General features: G+C 34.1%; 9 protein-coding genes. 5 read left to right on the forward strand and 4 right to left on the reverse strand.

The features are described from left to right. The 3 genes from K1X44_01650 to K1X44_01660 all read right to left on the reverse strand — a co-directional run bounded on the left by K1X44_01650 (nt 1) and on the right by K1X44_01660 (nt 3,520). On the reverse strand, nt 1–912 hold the full coding sequence (locus K1X44_01650) for an ABC transporter permease subunit (GenBank protein ID MBX7145993.1): 912 nt from the start codon (nt 910–912) through the stop codon (nt 1–3). After that, nucleotides 905–1,828, reverse strand: a complete 924-nt coding sequence (gene oppB / locus K1X44_01655; protein MBX7145994.1) for an oligopeptide ABC transporter permease OppB — start codon at nt 1,826–1,828, stop codon at nt 905–907. The genes K1X44_01650 and oppB overlap by 8 nt, the downstream gene beginning before the upstream one ends. A gap of 93 nt (nt 1,829–1,921) precedes the next feature. Further along, nucleotides 1,922–3,520, reverse strand: a complete 1,599-nt coding sequence (locus K1X44_01660) for a peptide ABC transporter substrate-binding protein (GenBank protein MBX7145995.1) — start codon at nt 3,518–3,520, stop codon at nt 1,922–1,924. 159 nt (nt 3,521–3,679) lie between these two features. On the opposite strand from K1X44_01660, the gene K1X44_01665 reads away from it, so the two are divergent. Continuing rightward, nucleotides 3,680–4,585 (forward strand): class A beta-lactamase-related serine hydrolase, encoded by a 906-nt coding sequence (locus K1X44_01665; GenBank protein ID MBX7145996.1) that lies wholly within the window; start codon nt 3,680–3,682, stop codon nt 4,583–4,585. Nucleotides 4,586–4,592: 7 nt separating this feature from the next. On the opposite strand, the gene K1X44_01670 is transcribed toward K1X44_01665, so the two are convergent. Next, nucleotides 4,593–8,090 (reverse strand): indolepyruvate ferredoxin oxidoreductase family protein, encoded by a 3,498-nt coding sequence (locus K1X44_01670; protein ID MBX7145997.1) that lies wholly within the window; start codon nt 8,088–8,090, stop codon nt 4,593–4,595. A gap of 139 nt (nt 8,091–8,229) precedes the next feature. On the opposite strand from K1X44_01670, the gene K1X44_01675 reads away from it, so the two are divergent. The 4 genes from K1X44_01675 (at nt 8,230) to alaS (ending at nt 15,244) form a co-directional block, all read left to right on the forward strand. Continuing rightward, on the forward strand, nt 8,230–9,222 hold the full coding sequence (locus K1X44_01675; GenBank protein ID MBX7145998.1) for a GDP-mannose 4,6-dehydratase: 993 nt from the start codon (nt 8,230–8,232) through the stop codon (nt 9,220–9,222). 206 nt (nt 9,223–9,428) lie between these two features. Continuing rightward, nucleotides 9,429–11,456 (forward strand): response regulator, encoded by a 2,028-nt coding sequence (locus K1X44_01680; GenBank protein MBX7145999.1) that lies wholly within the window; start codon nt 9,429–9,431, stop codon nt 11,454–11,456. A 99-nt stretch (nt 11,457–11,555) separates the two neighbouring features. Further along, complete coding sequence (gene recA, locus K1X44_01685) at nt 11,556–12,590, forward strand: recombinase RecA (protein MBX7146000.1); 1,035 nt, start codon at nt 11,556–11,558, stop codon at nt 12,588–12,590. Nucleotides 12,591–12,607: 17 nt separating this feature from the next. After that, complete coding sequence (gene alaS, locus K1X44_01690) at nt 12,608–15,244, forward strand: alanine--tRNA ligase (GenBank protein ID MBX7146001.1); 2,637 nt, start codon at nt 12,608–12,610, stop codon at nt 15,242–15,244. The last annotated feature ends 53 nt before the right edge of the window (nt 15,245–15,297 follow it).

Below are 15,297 nucleotides of genomic sequence, written 5' to 3' on the forward strand. Positions count from 1 at the left end.
TTATCTATCTTTTGGGTCTAATGCATCGCGTAGACCATCACCAATATAATTAAAACAAAATAAAGTAACCGCTAAAAATGACGCTGGAAATACAAGCATCCACCATGAAGTTTCCATAGTTCTAACGCCTTCACTGATAAGCATTCCCCAACTTGTATGGGGTTCTTGCACGCCTAGGCCTAAAAAGCTAATAAAAGATTCTGTTAAAATAACAGCTGGTACGGTTAATGTACAATAGATAACCACTGGGCCTAAAGCATTAGGAATGATATGGCGACGAATTATATTAAAATTTGATACACCGCATGCCATCGCACCTTCAACAAATTCTTTACGTCTTAAACTGATGGCTTGTCCTCGGACAATCCTTGCCATATCCAGCCAAGAGATTGCACCGATTGCTATATATATTAAAAAGATACTCTTTTCAAAAACCACTGTCAACATGATGACAAAAAACATAAAAGGCATGGCATAAAGAATATCAACTATACGCATCATAATCGCATCTATTCTCCCCCCAATAAATCCTGCGGTTGCCCCCCAACTAACACCAATAAGCATACTGACAAAAGTGGCAACCAGACCTACAGATAATGAAATACGTCCGCCATTTAAAACTCTGGCTAATAGATCTCTGCCATTGGCATCTGTTCCTAAATAATGTTTATCTTCGATACTTGGTGCAGATGCAAATTTGCTAAAATCAACTTCATCATATGAATAGTGACTAAGATAAGGTGCAAAAATAGCCGAAAGACTAATTATTAAAAGAACAACCATACTTGAGACAGCTGCTTTATTACGAAAAAGGCGGGATCTTGCATTTGCCCATAAACTGCGCCCCTTAATTTCTTGTTGAGAAGGGATTTCTTGAGAAATGATATTAATATTTTGCATTTGGTTACTCATAACGAATTTTGGGATCTAAAAATCCGTAAACAATATCAACGACTAAATTAAATAAAATGATTAATACGCCATAAAAAATTGTTACACCCATAACAAGTGTATAATCCCTATTAAATGACGCTTGAACAAAATATCTTCCAATACCAGGTATACTGAAAACCTGTTCTATAATAATGGAACCTGTAATAATATTTGCTATCGCCGGGCCAAGATAAGAGCAAACTGGAATCATGGCAGCTTTAATTGTATGACGTAAAATGGTAATTCTTTCAGGTAATCCCTTGGCACGAGCTGTGCGTACATAATTGCTTCGTAATACTTCAATCATTGATCCGCGAGTTAATCGTGCGATAATAGCTATTTGAGGTAAAGCCAAAGCCGTTATAGGTAAAACCCAATATTTAAATTCACCATCACCCCATCCACCGACGGGTAATAATTTTAAATATAATCCGATTATTAAAGTTAATAAAGGTGCGATGACAAAATTGGGGATAGTAATACCTACCATGGCAAAACCAATGGTACCATAATCAAATAAGCTATTCTGCCGGAGGGCGGCCAAGGTACCCAACATAACCCCAAAAAATGTGGCTAATAAAATAGCAATACCACCTAATTTAGCAGACACTGGAAATCCGCCCCAAATAAGTTCGCTTACTGTAAAATCTTTATATTTAAATGAAGGACCAAAATCTCCATGCACAATATTATTTAAATAACGTAAATATTGTTTCCATATAGGTTCATCAAGATGATAGGTACGGTTAAGATTTGCTTCAATTTCTGGGGGAAGGACACGTTCATTACTGAATGGACCACCAGGTGCAATTTTAATAAGAAAAAAAGCAATTGTTATAATTAAAAGAAGCGTAGGTATAGCCCAAAAAATACGTCTAATTGTATAAAACAACATGATTTATTTATTTTAACCAGTATAAGAAAATAAAAAGCACAATCAAAAAAATCCCCGATTAAACTTATTTAATCGGGGATTGATCAAATAACGTTATTGTTTAGATAAATAACGTGTCAAGTGGAAACCTAAAAGATCGTTTTTCCAACCTTGAATTTTTGGATTTACCATATGATCATCTGTATAATGATATATTGGTATAATTGGCAGATCACTAATCAATGTTTTTTCAGCTTGTTGTAAAAGACCAAAACGTTCTTTTTGGTCACTTGTTACACCAGCTTTTGTTAAAAGTTCATCATATTTGGCATTATTATACCCAATATTATTTGCCTGACCTGCATTAGAACGGAACATATCTAAGAAGTTACTGGCGTCTTTGAAATCACCGATCCAAGCAGCACGAGCAACTTGATATTGTTTTTTATCACGCGTATCTAAATAAACTTTCCATTCTTGATTTGTTAATGTTGTTTCAATATTACCAAGAACTTTTTTCCACATAGCTTGGATAGCAACAGCTATATTTTTGTGTTGATCACTGGTGTTATAAAGAATTTCAACTTTTAAAGGTTTACTTGCACCATAACCTGCTTCTGCAAAAAGTTTTTTTGCCATTTCTTCACGTTGGGCTTGGGTCATAGAAGCAAAATCAGCATTTTGTTGTTCATAGCCTGGTATTCCAGGTGGTACGAAAGCATAAGCTGGAATTTGGCCACCTTTAGTAATTTGCTTTACAATAACATCTCTATCAACAGCTAAAGCAAGTGCTTTACGAACAGTTGGTTCTTTACCAAGTGGATCTTTTTCCATGTTAATACCATAATAATATGTACCAAAATATGGTGTGTTTTGGTATTCATTTTTCATGGTTTGTTGGGCAACGCTAATTTGGTCCATAGGAACATCATAAGTAATATCAAGTTCGCCTGCTTTATAACGTTTAAATTCTTCTGCTTGATTTTCCGTTGGAAAATAATTAACAACATCAATTTTTACATTAGCAGCATCATGAAAGTTTGGATTCTTTTTTAACACAACTTTGGATTGTGGTGTCCATTCTGTTAACATATAAGCGCCACTGGAAACCATATTCCCTGGTTTTGTCCATTGCGCACCAAATTTTTCAACAGTGGCTTTGTGTACTGGCCAAAGTGAATGATGCACAAGCATAGCTATGAAGTGGGGGGCGGATGCTTTAAGTGTAATTTGTAAAGTTTGTGGATCTACAGTTTTGACACCAAGCTGGCTAATATCTGTATTTTTTCCTGTTCTGATATCTTCAGCATTCAAAATTGGATCGGCAAACCATGCGTAATCAGCGTTGGTTTTTGGATCAACAAGACGGCGTAATGAATATACAAAATCATCAGAGGTTATAGGATCACCATTTGACCATTTTGCATTTTTTCTTAAATGGAAAGTGTAAACTTTACCATCATTACTTATTTCCCATTTTTCTGCAATACCTGGTACTGGTTGGCCGTCTGCGCTTCTAGTAAGTAGACCTTCAAAAAGATCATATATAATATTAGCTTCCGGCACACCTGTTGAAAGATGAGGGTCTAGGGTTTCCGGTTCGGTACCGTTACCGCGATTAAGAACTTGTTCGGCCCCGGCATTTGTTATACCAGCGACTGCGAATGCAGCGGCAAGCAACAATGCTTTGAAACCGGATAATTGTTTTATCATCAATTAGTCTCCCTTAAAAAAATAATAAATCCTTTAATGTATATTAATCCAAGAGTATAACTATAAATTATACACAGGATTAATTGATAGTGGGGGAACTTTTTCAAAAGTTCAATGACTTTTTATTATTAAATCAAAAAATCAAGGTCAAGTTAAAAAATGAATTTTTATTACGCAGATGCAGCATTAGAACAAGCTAAAGAAAAATTAATCCAAGATCTTTTTGACAAATTTGTTCATCTTAATTTATCAAGAAAAAATATAGCTTTGACAGTAATCTTAAATAAACCACGACAGTTATCTTGGGGAACAAATTTTAGAGGGAATGATTTAATATATCCCGCTAGTGTTATAAAACTCTTTTACATGGCGGCAACTTTTATTTGGGCAGAGCACAATAAATTAATTTTTAATACAGAAATAAGACGTGCTTTGAAAGCTATGATCAGAGAATCAAGTAATGATGCAACAAACTATATTATTGATATTTTAACACAAACAACAAGTGGGCCGGAATTGACATCATCTTCCTTAAAAAACTGGGTTAAAAAGCGCAGGATTATCCAAAATTATTTTAGAACATTAAAATGGCCAGAATTTAACAATATTGTTCTTACACAAAAAACATGGGATGAAGGTCCATATGGACGGGAATATCAATCAAGATATCAAATTCCTAATAATCGCAATGTTTTAACAACCAACGCAGTTGCCCGGTTATTATGGGCAATTGAAAAAGAGGAATTGGTTAAACAAAAATTTTCTTTGGAAATAAAACAATTATTAAAACGAAGTTTAGATCCAACACTATGGAAGAACAACCTTACATATCAAGTTCAAGGTTTTATGGGACAGGCATTACCCCATAATGCTAGTCTGTGGTCCAAAGCAGGTTGGACCTCAACCACAAGACATGATGCAGCGATTATAAAATTACCCCATAAAAGAACAAAAATTATTTTTGTTATATTTACATATGGATCAAAAATAGCGCAATCGTCAGAACTTATACCTTATGCAACGAAAAGGCTTATAAAGATATTGGATAACAATTTAATGCTTTGATTTCTTTTTATCCCACTGCTTTCAGATTGCTTTGCATTGTACCTTCTAATTGTTTTAATAAAACTGCCTCTTTTTCTTGTGTTTCAAAGATATGTCTTTCTTTAACGTGTCCGTATCCACGTATATGTTCTGGTAAAGACAATATTTTTACAATTAAATCATAATTATGGGTGTTTAATTGATTTAAAAGAGAATCAATTTTTTGTTCGTAATCTTTAATTAAAGCTCTTTCTTGGCGTCGTTCATGGGTATAGCCAAAAATATCCAAAAATGAACCACGTAAAAATTTCATTTTAGATAAAATTTTAAATAAGCCAAAAATCCAGGGTCCAAAAACCATTTTCTTAGGTATACCCGTTGTAAGGTCTTTTTTTGCTAAAAGAGGAGGAGCTAGATTTAATTCAATTTTAAAATCACCCTCAAATGTATTTTTAAGATGTTTAATAAAATCTGGATTACTATATAAACGTGCAACTTCATATTCGTCTTTATATGCCAAAAGTTTAAAATAATATTTAGCCACTGTCGTGCTAAGGTGTTGATGGGTAGGAAATTTTTCTATTTCAATCTTTTTAACTTTTTCTACAACTTTAAGATAACGTTCAGCATATTGATTATTTTGATAAGATTTTAAAAAATCAAAACGTTTAGTTATAATTTCATCCAAAGTAGTTGAAACTTTTTGATGTTGAGGTTTAAATAAATCTTGCGAAGCTAGGCGAGTGACAAGATTTAAATCGAAAGCAGCTCTTCTCCCCCATAAAAACGCTTGTTTATTCATGTCGATAGACACTTTGTTTAATTCAATCGCACGGTTGATAGCTTCGGCTGAGAGGGGTATCAATCCTTTTTGGTATGCATACCCAACCATGAATAAATTGGTGGCAATAGAATCGCCAAATAATAATGTAGCGAGTTCAGTTGCTTTAAGAAATTCCACACGTGTATAACCGATAGCATCTGATATGGTTGTTTCTAATTCTTTTGCTGGGAAAGCAAGATCTGGATTTTTTGTAAATTCACCTGTCATTGTTTGATTAGTATTAATAACGGCATGTGTAATACCCTTATGCACTTTAGATAAAGCATCAGGGGTTCCAGCAACAACTATATCACACCCAATTAATAAATTTGCTCCCCCTGTTGTTATACGGGCAGCATGAATTTTTTCTGGTTTATCAGCTAAGCGTATATGACTGAAAACGGCCCCACCTTTTTGGGAAAGACCTGTCATATCTAACATCGAACAACCTTTATTTTCTAAATGGGCTGCCATCCCCAATAAAGCGCCTATAGTTATAACGCCAGTACCACCAACCCCTGTGACAATAATAGAATAGGGTACATTAAGATTTGGTAAGGTAGGTTCAGGTAAAACGTTGAAAGGTAGATTTTGCTTTTGATGCTTTTTTAATTTGCCGCCATGCACATTAACAAAACTCGGACAAAAACCTTTAACGCACGAATAATCTTTATTACATGTAGATTGATCAATATTACGCTTACGTCCAAATTCTGTTTCAACAGGAACAAGTGATAAGCAATTTGATTGCACGCCACAATCACCACAACCTTCGCATACCATTTCATTGATAAATAGTCTCTTATCTGGTTCTGGCATAATACCTTTTTTGCGTCGTCTACGTTTCTCAGCCGCGCAAGTTTGATCATAAATAATTACACTTGTTCCTGGGATTTTACGAAATTCTTTTTGAATTTCATCTAAGCGATCCCGGTGATATATTGTAACATCTGGATATGATAGTGTATCAGATGGATATTGACCAGGATTGTCACTCACAATAGCAATTTTTTTAACATTTTCATTTTTTAATTGGTTAACAATCATAGGTACATCTAATGGACCATCCACATGTTGCCCGCCTGTCATAGCAACGGCGTCATTATAAAGTATTTTAAATGTTATATTAACGCCCGCTGCAACAGTGGCACGAATAGCTAATATGCCTGAATGAAAATAAGTGCCATCTCCAAGGTTTTGAAAGACATGATCTGTTTTAATAAAAGGTGCTTGGCCAATCCAATTAACACCTTCACCCCCCATGTGGGTAAAAGTTACATTTTCTCGGTCCATCCATTGGGCCATAATATGGCATCCAATACCCGCATAAGCACGACTATCTTCAGGTACTTTTGTCGATGTGTTATGAGGGCAACCAGAACAAAAATAAGGCATTCTTTTAAGTGACGTTTTAATATGAGAAAGTGAAGATTCTTTACTTTGTATAAATTGAATTCTTCTATCTATTTTATCTTGGATCGCTGGGCTAAATCCTTTAATACGTGATCCAATAACTTCAGCAATAATAGAAGGATTAAGTTCACCAATAGCAGGTAAAAGAGGTTTTTGATTCTCATCATATTTACCTAAAATTTTTGGTCTTTTGAAATTGGGCCAATTATATAATTGTTCTTTAATTTGATTTTCAATTAAGGGACGTTTTTCTTCTATAATTAATATTTCTTCACAATTTTCTGCAAATGCTTGTATGCCTTGAGGTTCAAGAGGCCATGTCATGCCTATTTTATAAATATTAATACCTAAAGATTTTATTTCTTCATTACTAATACCAAGATCGTCAAAAGCTTGGCGGACATCAAGATATGATTTTCCGCATGTAATAATACCTAATCGGTTTTTTGTTGAAGAAAAAATAGGGTAATTTAAATTGTTGGCCCGGCAATAAGCAAGAGCAGCAGGTAATCTATATTGGTGTAAGGTCATTTCCTGATTTAAAGCGACGCGAGTTACATGAGGATCCGCATATAGATGAATATGTGGATCGATATGCTTAGGTATTGAAAAATCGGTTGGTATTTTAATGTCAATACGAAAAGGATCTGCATAAACTGAGGCGGAACATTCAATTGTTTCGGAAATTACCTTAAAACCAACCCAACATCCTGAATACCGGGATAATGCCCAGCCATGAAGACCAAGATCCAAAATTTCTTGAACACCTGCAGGATTTAAAACAGGAATCCCCAAATCCATAAAGGTAAATTCACATTGATGTGCAGTGGTTGATGATTTACTTCCATGATCATCACCGGCTAGTAGTAATACCCCGCCATTTTTTGAAGTACCGGCTAAATTACCATGACGAAGGACGTCACCAGAGCGATCGATACCTGGTCCTTTGGCATACCACATGGCATAAACACCATCATATTTTTGATCGCCAAAAAGCTGGGCTTGTTGGCTTCCCCATACGGCAGTTGCAGCTAAATCTTCATTGACCCCTGGTTGAAAATTTACATGGTTAGCTTCTAGAAATTTTTTAGCTTGCCATAAAGCTTGGTCTACACCCCCCAACGGTGATCCTCTATAGCCAGATATAAAACAGGCTGTATTTAAATTATTTTTTTCATCACGTTTTTTTTGACTAAGGGGTAATCTTACTAAAGCTTGCGTGCCTGTTAAAAAGACCTTTTCATCTTTTATAAGATACTTATCTTCTAGTGTAACAGTCTTTAAAGCCATAATAATCTCCCGAAGTTTAAGTTGATACTGTTATATCAGTATTTAGCTTTGCATACATATAATATATAGTCTATGTTATGGATATAAAGATCTAAAAAAATAAGATTTTAAAAATATCAAAGCTTAATTTTTGGTTTTAATGATGGCAATACTTATAACAGGTGCAGCAGGCTTTATAGGTTTTCATGTATGCCAAGCTTTATTAAAGAAACAAAAATCTATTATTGGGGTTGATAATCTGAATGATTATTATAACCTAAATTTAAAAAAAGCAAGATTAAATAATATCAAAAAATCGTACCCAAATACCTTTAATTTTTATCAAATTGATATTAGTAATCAACCGCAATTAAAAAATCTTATTCAACAATATGATGATATAGAATTTGTTATTCATCTTGCAGCCCAAGTTGGTGTTCGTTATTCACTTATTAATCCCCAAGCTTATGTTTCTTCTAACATTTTGGGACATTTAAATCTTTTGGAAGCGTTTAAAGATTATAAAAAATTACGGCATTTTGTTTATGCAAGTTCGTCATCCGTTTATGGTAATACCAAAAAAGATGTTTTTACAATTAATGATCCAGTTAATACACCCTTGACTTTTTATAGCGTCAGCAAAATTACCAATGAATTAACATCTTATGCTTATCAATATCTATATAATATACCAAGTACAGGATTAAGATTTTTTACGGTATATGGACCATGGGGTAGACCTGATATGGCTGTATATAATTTTACAAAATCAATTTTTGCAGGGCAGCCAATTAAATTATTTAATCATGGCAAAATGAAACGTGATTTCACTTATGTTGATGATATTGTGCAGGGTATAATGTCAATTTTATCAAAGCCACCCAAACATACAAAACAACCCTTTCATTCGATATATAATTTAGGTGCGGGTCAATCTCAACCCTTAATTAGGCTGGTTAGATTGATCGAAAAAACATCAAATAAAAAGGCAAAAATTATCTATGAACCTATTCAACCTGGGGAAATTGTAAAAACACAAGCCGATATTTCAGAAACCCAAAGACAATTTAATTACAATCCAAAAATTTCTCTTGAACAGGGTATTCCTTTATTTATTAAATGGTTTTGTGATTATCATAAAATATCTATTTAACTTTAAATTGAAAATGTATCTTACACTTTAAATTAGCTTATCCCATGAATATATACATAGAAATTGTAATCCTTTGTTTGTTAACCATAACAATATTCTCTTTGATTTTTTCTTTTTTATTTAGTAAAAAATAAAAATTATTTTTAAAAATTTTTGATCAAATCTCTTTACCTATAAAAATTACAAATCAACATAATAAAACTGTGATGATAAACAAATTTTATAGCAACTCTCTTTTAAAGAGTGCGGAAGAAAATTGGTCTTTTCTTTCTTATAATTTAGATAAAAACCATAAAATTTGGATAGCAAATGATTTTAACCTTTATAGAAAAGCTCAACATAATATTGAAAAGATTGGTAATTATTGCGCCAAATTGGGCATAGGTCTTTATGTACTTAATAAAGAAAAAGATATTATTTATTGTAATCAATTTTTAATTTCGAAAATTGGGATATCAAAACAATCATTTGAAAAACAAGATCAAAAAATAAATTTTTTTGATTTTTTTTTAAATAGTGACGACCATTATTTAGAACAAAATTTTATTAACTATAAAATTTCTTACCAAAAAACAAAGATCAAAGCGGATGATGGGTATACACAATCTTTATGTTGTGATCATATCCAATTTCATAATATTTTAGATGACCAAAAAGATTTTATTATTGGTCTTGCTATTTTTAATAATTCTGATGGAACTTCGGAAATCCAATATAATCAAAAGAAACTTTATCAGCAACTTTTTGAAGAAGCACCTGTGGGTGTGGTATTTATTAATCCCGCGGGCTTAATTATTGAAGCCAATGCTGCATTTTATCGTCTTGCTCATCATACAAAAAATCAACAGCAAAATTTATTTACTCATTATATTAAATCTGAAAACCACAAATCCGTTACAGATGCTATTCAGGAGGTTATTTCACGCCAAGAATGTATTTTACCTTTTGAAGTAAAAATGATAGGTGATCATAATCGCACCGCACTTTTATATTTGTCACCTTGGTATGATGGTACGGGTATAACAGCCCATTTTGTAGATACAACAGAACAGAGAAGATTAGAATCTGAAATTAGCCAGTCCCAAAAAATGCAAGCTGTTGGCCAATTGGCTGGGGGTATTGCTCATGATTTTAATAATTTGCTAACAGCCATGATTGGATTTTGTGATCTCTTACTTATGCGTCATAGACCAGGGGACCAATCATTTGCGGATATTATGCAAATAAAACAGAATGCTAATCGTGCAGCAAATTTAGTGCGGCAACTTTTGGCATTTTCAAGACAACAAACCTTACAACCTAGAATAATTTTGGTGACAGATGTTATTGTCGAATTAACCCATCTGTTAAGAAGATTATTAGGGTCAAGTATCCAATTAGATATGATCCATGGTTCTGATCTTTATACAGTTAAGGTAGATCCAAGTCAGCTTGAACAAGTTATTATTAATTTGGCAGTAAATGCCAGAGATGCTATGTCATCAGGTGGTACTTTAACAATTGTCACAAGTAATTGTAGCATAAATCAACCTGAAATTAGAAACAATGAAACAATACTTCCTGGTGATTATGTTTTAATAAAAATTACGGATACAGGTAGTGGTATTAATCCTAATATTATTAATCGAATTTTTGATCCATTCTTTTCAACAAAAGAGGTGGGGCAGGGAACAGGTCTTGGATTATCAACAGTTTATGGTATAATAAAACAAACAAATGGTTTTATTTTTGTCCAAAGTACTATTGGTAAAGGGACGAGTTTTGAAATTTTTATTCCTCGTTTTGACCAACCTGATAATTTATCCTCAAAGATTGAAACAACTAATAAAGATACATCGGACTTAACAGGGTTTGAAACAGTATTATTAGTTGAAGATGAAGACGCCGTTAGATTATTTAGTGCCCGTGCCTTGAAAAATAAAGGATATAAAGTTTTAGAAGCACGAAATGGTGAAGAAGCTTTGCAAATCATTAAGGATGATGTTAAAGATCATAAAAATCAAATAGATCTTTTAATTACCGATGTTGTCATGCCAGGTATAGATGGTCCTGCATTAATTCATGAAGTCAGCCATTTAAAACCTGCGCTTAAGGTAATTTTTATTTCAGGCTATGCAGAGGATTCATTTAGAAAGCGTTTGGATGAAAATATGCATATTCATTTTTTAGGTAAACCCTTTAATCTGAAACAACTTGTTGGTAAAGTTAAAGAGGTCTTACATCAATCAAAATAATGCATTTAACAAATAAAGATATTTATTATTTATGATGCAATATTTATTTAATTCTTTATACTATTTTGACTAACTGTTTTTTATAAGAAAGCAAGACATATGGATAAATTGAAAGCACTTGAGGCAGCCTTGGGCCAAATCGAACGCGCATTTGGTAAAGGTTCAATCATGAGATTAGGACAGAAAGATAAGGTCATTGAAACAGAATCAATTTCTACAGGTTCTTTGGGTTTAGATATTGCGTTAGGTATTGGGGGATTACCACGAGGCAGAATTGTAGAAATTTATGGACCGGAAAGTTCTGGGAAAACAACTTTGGCACTTCATGTTGTTGCGGAAGCACAAAAAACTGGGGGTGCCTGTGCCTTTATTGATGCGGAGCATGCTCTTGATCCAGCCTATGCCACAAAATTAGGTGTTAAGGTCGAAGATTTACTTATCTCGCAACCTGATGCGGGTGAACAAGCGTTAGAGATTGCGGATACTTTGGTACGTTCTGGTGCTGTTGATGTTTTGGTTGTTGATAGCGTGGCGGCCTTAGTCCCACGGGCAGAATTAGAAGGTGAAATGGGTGATACCCATGTTGGTCTTCAAGCCCGATTAATGAGCCAAGCTTTAAGAAAATTGACATCATCTATTTCACGATCAAGATGTATGGTTATTTTCATTAATCAAATTAGAATGAAAATCGGTATTATGTTTGGTAATCCAGAAACAACAACAGGTGGTAATGCTTTAAAATTTTATGCATCCGTAAGATTGGATATAAGACGCACGGGTGCCATTAAAGAACGTGAAACGGTGGTTGGTAATCAAACAAGGGTAAAAGTTGTAAAAAACAAATTGGCCCCTCCTTTCCGTGTGGTTGATTTTGATATTATGTATGGAGAAGGTATTTCCAAAATGGGTGAGCTTATTGATTTAGGTGTTGCTGCAGGTGTTGTAGAAAAATCTGGATCGTGGTTTTCCCATAACAATCAGCGCATTGGTCAAGGTCGGGAAAATGCCAAACAGTTTCTTCGCGATAATCCAACCATGGCAGATAATATTGAGAAAGCTATACGCCAAAATGCAGGACTGATTGCGGGAAATATGATGGAAGGCCACTCCAATCTGGAAGAAGAAAGCGCATAGATTTTTGGAATTAATTTATGTTTTCAGCTAATTATTTGCGGCGGGAATTTTTAGAATATTTTCGCCGTCATAATCATGAAATTGTATCATCCAGTTCGTTAATTCCCCAAAATGACCCAACATTGCTTTTTACAAATGCAGGAATGGTACAGTTTAAAAATGTATTCACGGGCTTAGAAAAAAGAAATTATAAACGTGCGGTTACAGCACAAAAATGTATCAGAGCAGGTGGAAAGCATAATGATTTGGAAAATGTGGGGTATACAGCCCGTCACCATACATTTTTTGAAATGCTGGGTAATTTTTCATTTGGGGATTATTTTAAAGAACAGGCAATTTACCTTGCTTGGAATTTTATTGCTAATGAACTTGGTATTAATAAAGATAAATTATCTATTACTGTTTATCATGATGATAATGATGCCTATAATCTATGGCATAAGATTTCTGGATTAGATACAAAACGTATTATTAGAATAGCATCATCCGATAATTTTTGGAGCATGGGGGATACAGGGCCATGTGGTCCATGTTCGGAAATATTTTATGATCATGGATCAGATATTCCCGGTGGCCCACCTGGAAGTACTGATGCCGATGGGGACCGTTTTATTGAAATATGGAATCTTGTTTTTATGCAATATGAACAAATTTCCAAAGAACAGCGTATTAATTTACCATCACCCTCTATTGATACAGGTATGGGATTAGAACGTTTGACAGCTGTTTTGCAAGGTAAGCACGATAATTATGATATTGATAGTATCAGAAGTTTAATTGAAGATTCAGCAGCCTTAACCAAAACAGATCCTGATGGTACACATAAAAATTCACACCGCGTGATTGCAGACCACATTAGATCATCATGTTTCCTAATTGCGGAGGGTATTTTACCTTCGAATGAGGGTAGGGGATATGTCTTGCGTAGAATTATGCGCCGTGCTATGCGTCATGTTCATAAAATTGGCTATCAAGATGCCCTTATGTGGCAACTGGTTCCAACGTTAATCAATGTTATGGGACAAGCTTATCCTGAACTTGAACAAACCCAAGATTTAATTGTTGAAACCTTAAAACTTGAAGAAACCCGTTTTAAAGAAACACTGGCCCGAGGATTAAAATTATTAGATGAAGAAATAAAAAAATTAGGTTCAGGTAAATCTTTATCGGGTGAGGTTGCTTTTAAATTATATGATACCTATGGATTTCCACTTGATTTGACCCAAGATATTTTACGTGGCCATAATTTGGCTGTTAATCTTGACACGTTTAATCAAATTATGAATCAGCAAAAAGAACAGGCCAGAAAGGCATGGGTTGGATCGGGTGAAAAAACAACAGAAAACTTATGGTTTGATTTGTACCAAAAATATGGACCGACAGAATTTTTGGGATATACAACAGACGAAACAGAAGGTAAAATTTTATCTTTATGTATAGATGGGAAAGAAGTCTCAACAGCCCCAACAGGTAGCGATATTATTGTTATTGCCAACCAAACGCCATTTTATGCTGAATCTGGGGGACAAGTTGGGGATAAAGGTACATTAACAGATATAAATGGTTTGTTAATTTCTATTTCCAATACCCATAAAAAGGTAGATGGTTTATATATTCATTATGGACAAGTGATTAAAGGTACGGTTCACGTCAATCAAACCGTTACTATGAAGATAGATAAAGAACGCCGTAATAATTTACGTTCCAATCACTCGGCAACCCATTTGCTTCATCAAGCACTTCGCAAAATTTTAGGCAAGCATGTAACCCAAAAAGGATCATTGGTTGAGGTTGATAAACTTCGCTTTGATTTTAGCCATAACTCCCCATTAACTGAAGATGAAATAGCAAAAATTGAAGAAGAGGTAAATAAACAAATTCGCCGTAATACCAAAGCCAATGTGGTACTTATGGAAACAAAGGATGCTATTAATCAAGGTGCACTTGCCCTATTTTCTGAAAAATATGCAGACCAAGTACGAGTTGTCAGTATGGGACATGAAGATGATCATACACGCCCCTTTTCAACAGAACTTTGTGGGGGTACGCATGTTAATCGAACAGGGGATATTGGTTTTTTCAAAATTTCAGGGCAAAGTTCGGTAGGATCAGGTGTCCGAAGGATAGAGGCTGTAACCGGTCGTTATGCTGAATTATATGTACGTGACCAGCAAAAAATTATTAATGATCTTGCAACAAAATTTAAAATTAATCCTGAAAATCTTGCCTCGAGAATTAATACATTTTTAGAAGAATATAAAATGTTAAAAAATAAACCGGTGCAAATATCCTCTAACAAAACACAAAATAACAAAGAAGAAAAAATTATTGGGAAGATTAAACTTTTTTCTTTGCAACTTAATGAGCAGCCAAAGGATTTGAAAGGTATTGCTGATACTTTGAAAAGAGAGATTGGTTCAGGGATTATTTTACTTATTAATCAAATTGATACCAGTATTTCACTTATTGTTGCGGTGACAAATGATTTAACCCATCAATTTGATGCTGTTAAATTGGTACGTCTTGGGGCAGAAATTTTGGGTGGCAAAGGCGGGGGTGGACGCAAGGATATGGCCCAGGCTGGTGGAAATAAACCTGAAAAAATAAAAGATTGTATAGAAGCCATAGAAAATGAGATTTTAAAATCTCAATAACCAAACTAAATCAGCCCAGGTAAAAAATAGACCTGATAAATTTTAATCTATCA

It is taken from the genome of Alphaproteobacteria bacterium, from assembly GCA_019695395.1.
Taxonomy (GTDB): domain Bacteria; phylum Pseudomonadota; class Alphaproteobacteria; order JAEUKQ01; family JAIBAD01; genus JAIBAD01.

Excerpts from the sequence above, each read along its gene's own strand:
- K1X44_01650 (MBX7145993.1), bottom strand. The coding sequence starts at position 912 with ATGAGTAACCAAATGCAAAATATTAATATCATTTCTCAAGAAATCCCT.
- oppB (MBX7145994.1), bottom strand. The coding sequence starts at position 1,828 with ATGTTGTTTTATACAATTAGACGTATTTTTTGGGCTATACCTACGCTT.
- K1X44_01660 (MBX7145995.1), bottom strand. The coding sequence starts at position 3,520 with ATGATAAAACAATTATCCGGTTTCAAAGCATTGTTGCTTGCCGCTGCA.
- K1X44_01665 (MBX7145996.1), top strand. The coding sequence starts at position 3,680 with ATGAATTTTTATTACGCAGATGCAGCATTAGAACAAGCTAAAGAAAAA.
- K1X44_01670 (MBX7145997.1), bottom strand. The coding sequence starts at position 8,090 with ATGGCTTTAAAGACTGTTACACTAGAAGATAAGTATCTTATAAAAGAT.
- K1X44_01675 (MBX7145998.1), top strand. The coding sequence starts at position 8,230 with ATGATGGCAATACTTATAACAGGTGCAGCAGGCTTTATAGGTTTTCAT.
- K1X44_01680 (MBX7145999.1), top strand. The coding sequence starts at position 9,429 with ATGATAAACAAATTTTATAGCAACTCTCTTTTAAAGAGTGCGGAAGAA.
- recA (MBX7146000.1), top strand. The coding sequence starts at position 11,556 with ATGGATAAATTGAAAGCACTTGAGGCAGCCTTGGGCCAAATCGAACGC.
- alaS (MBX7146001.1), top strand. The coding sequence starts at position 12,608 with ATGTTTTCAGCTAATTATTTGCGGCGGGAATTTTTAGAATATTTTCGC.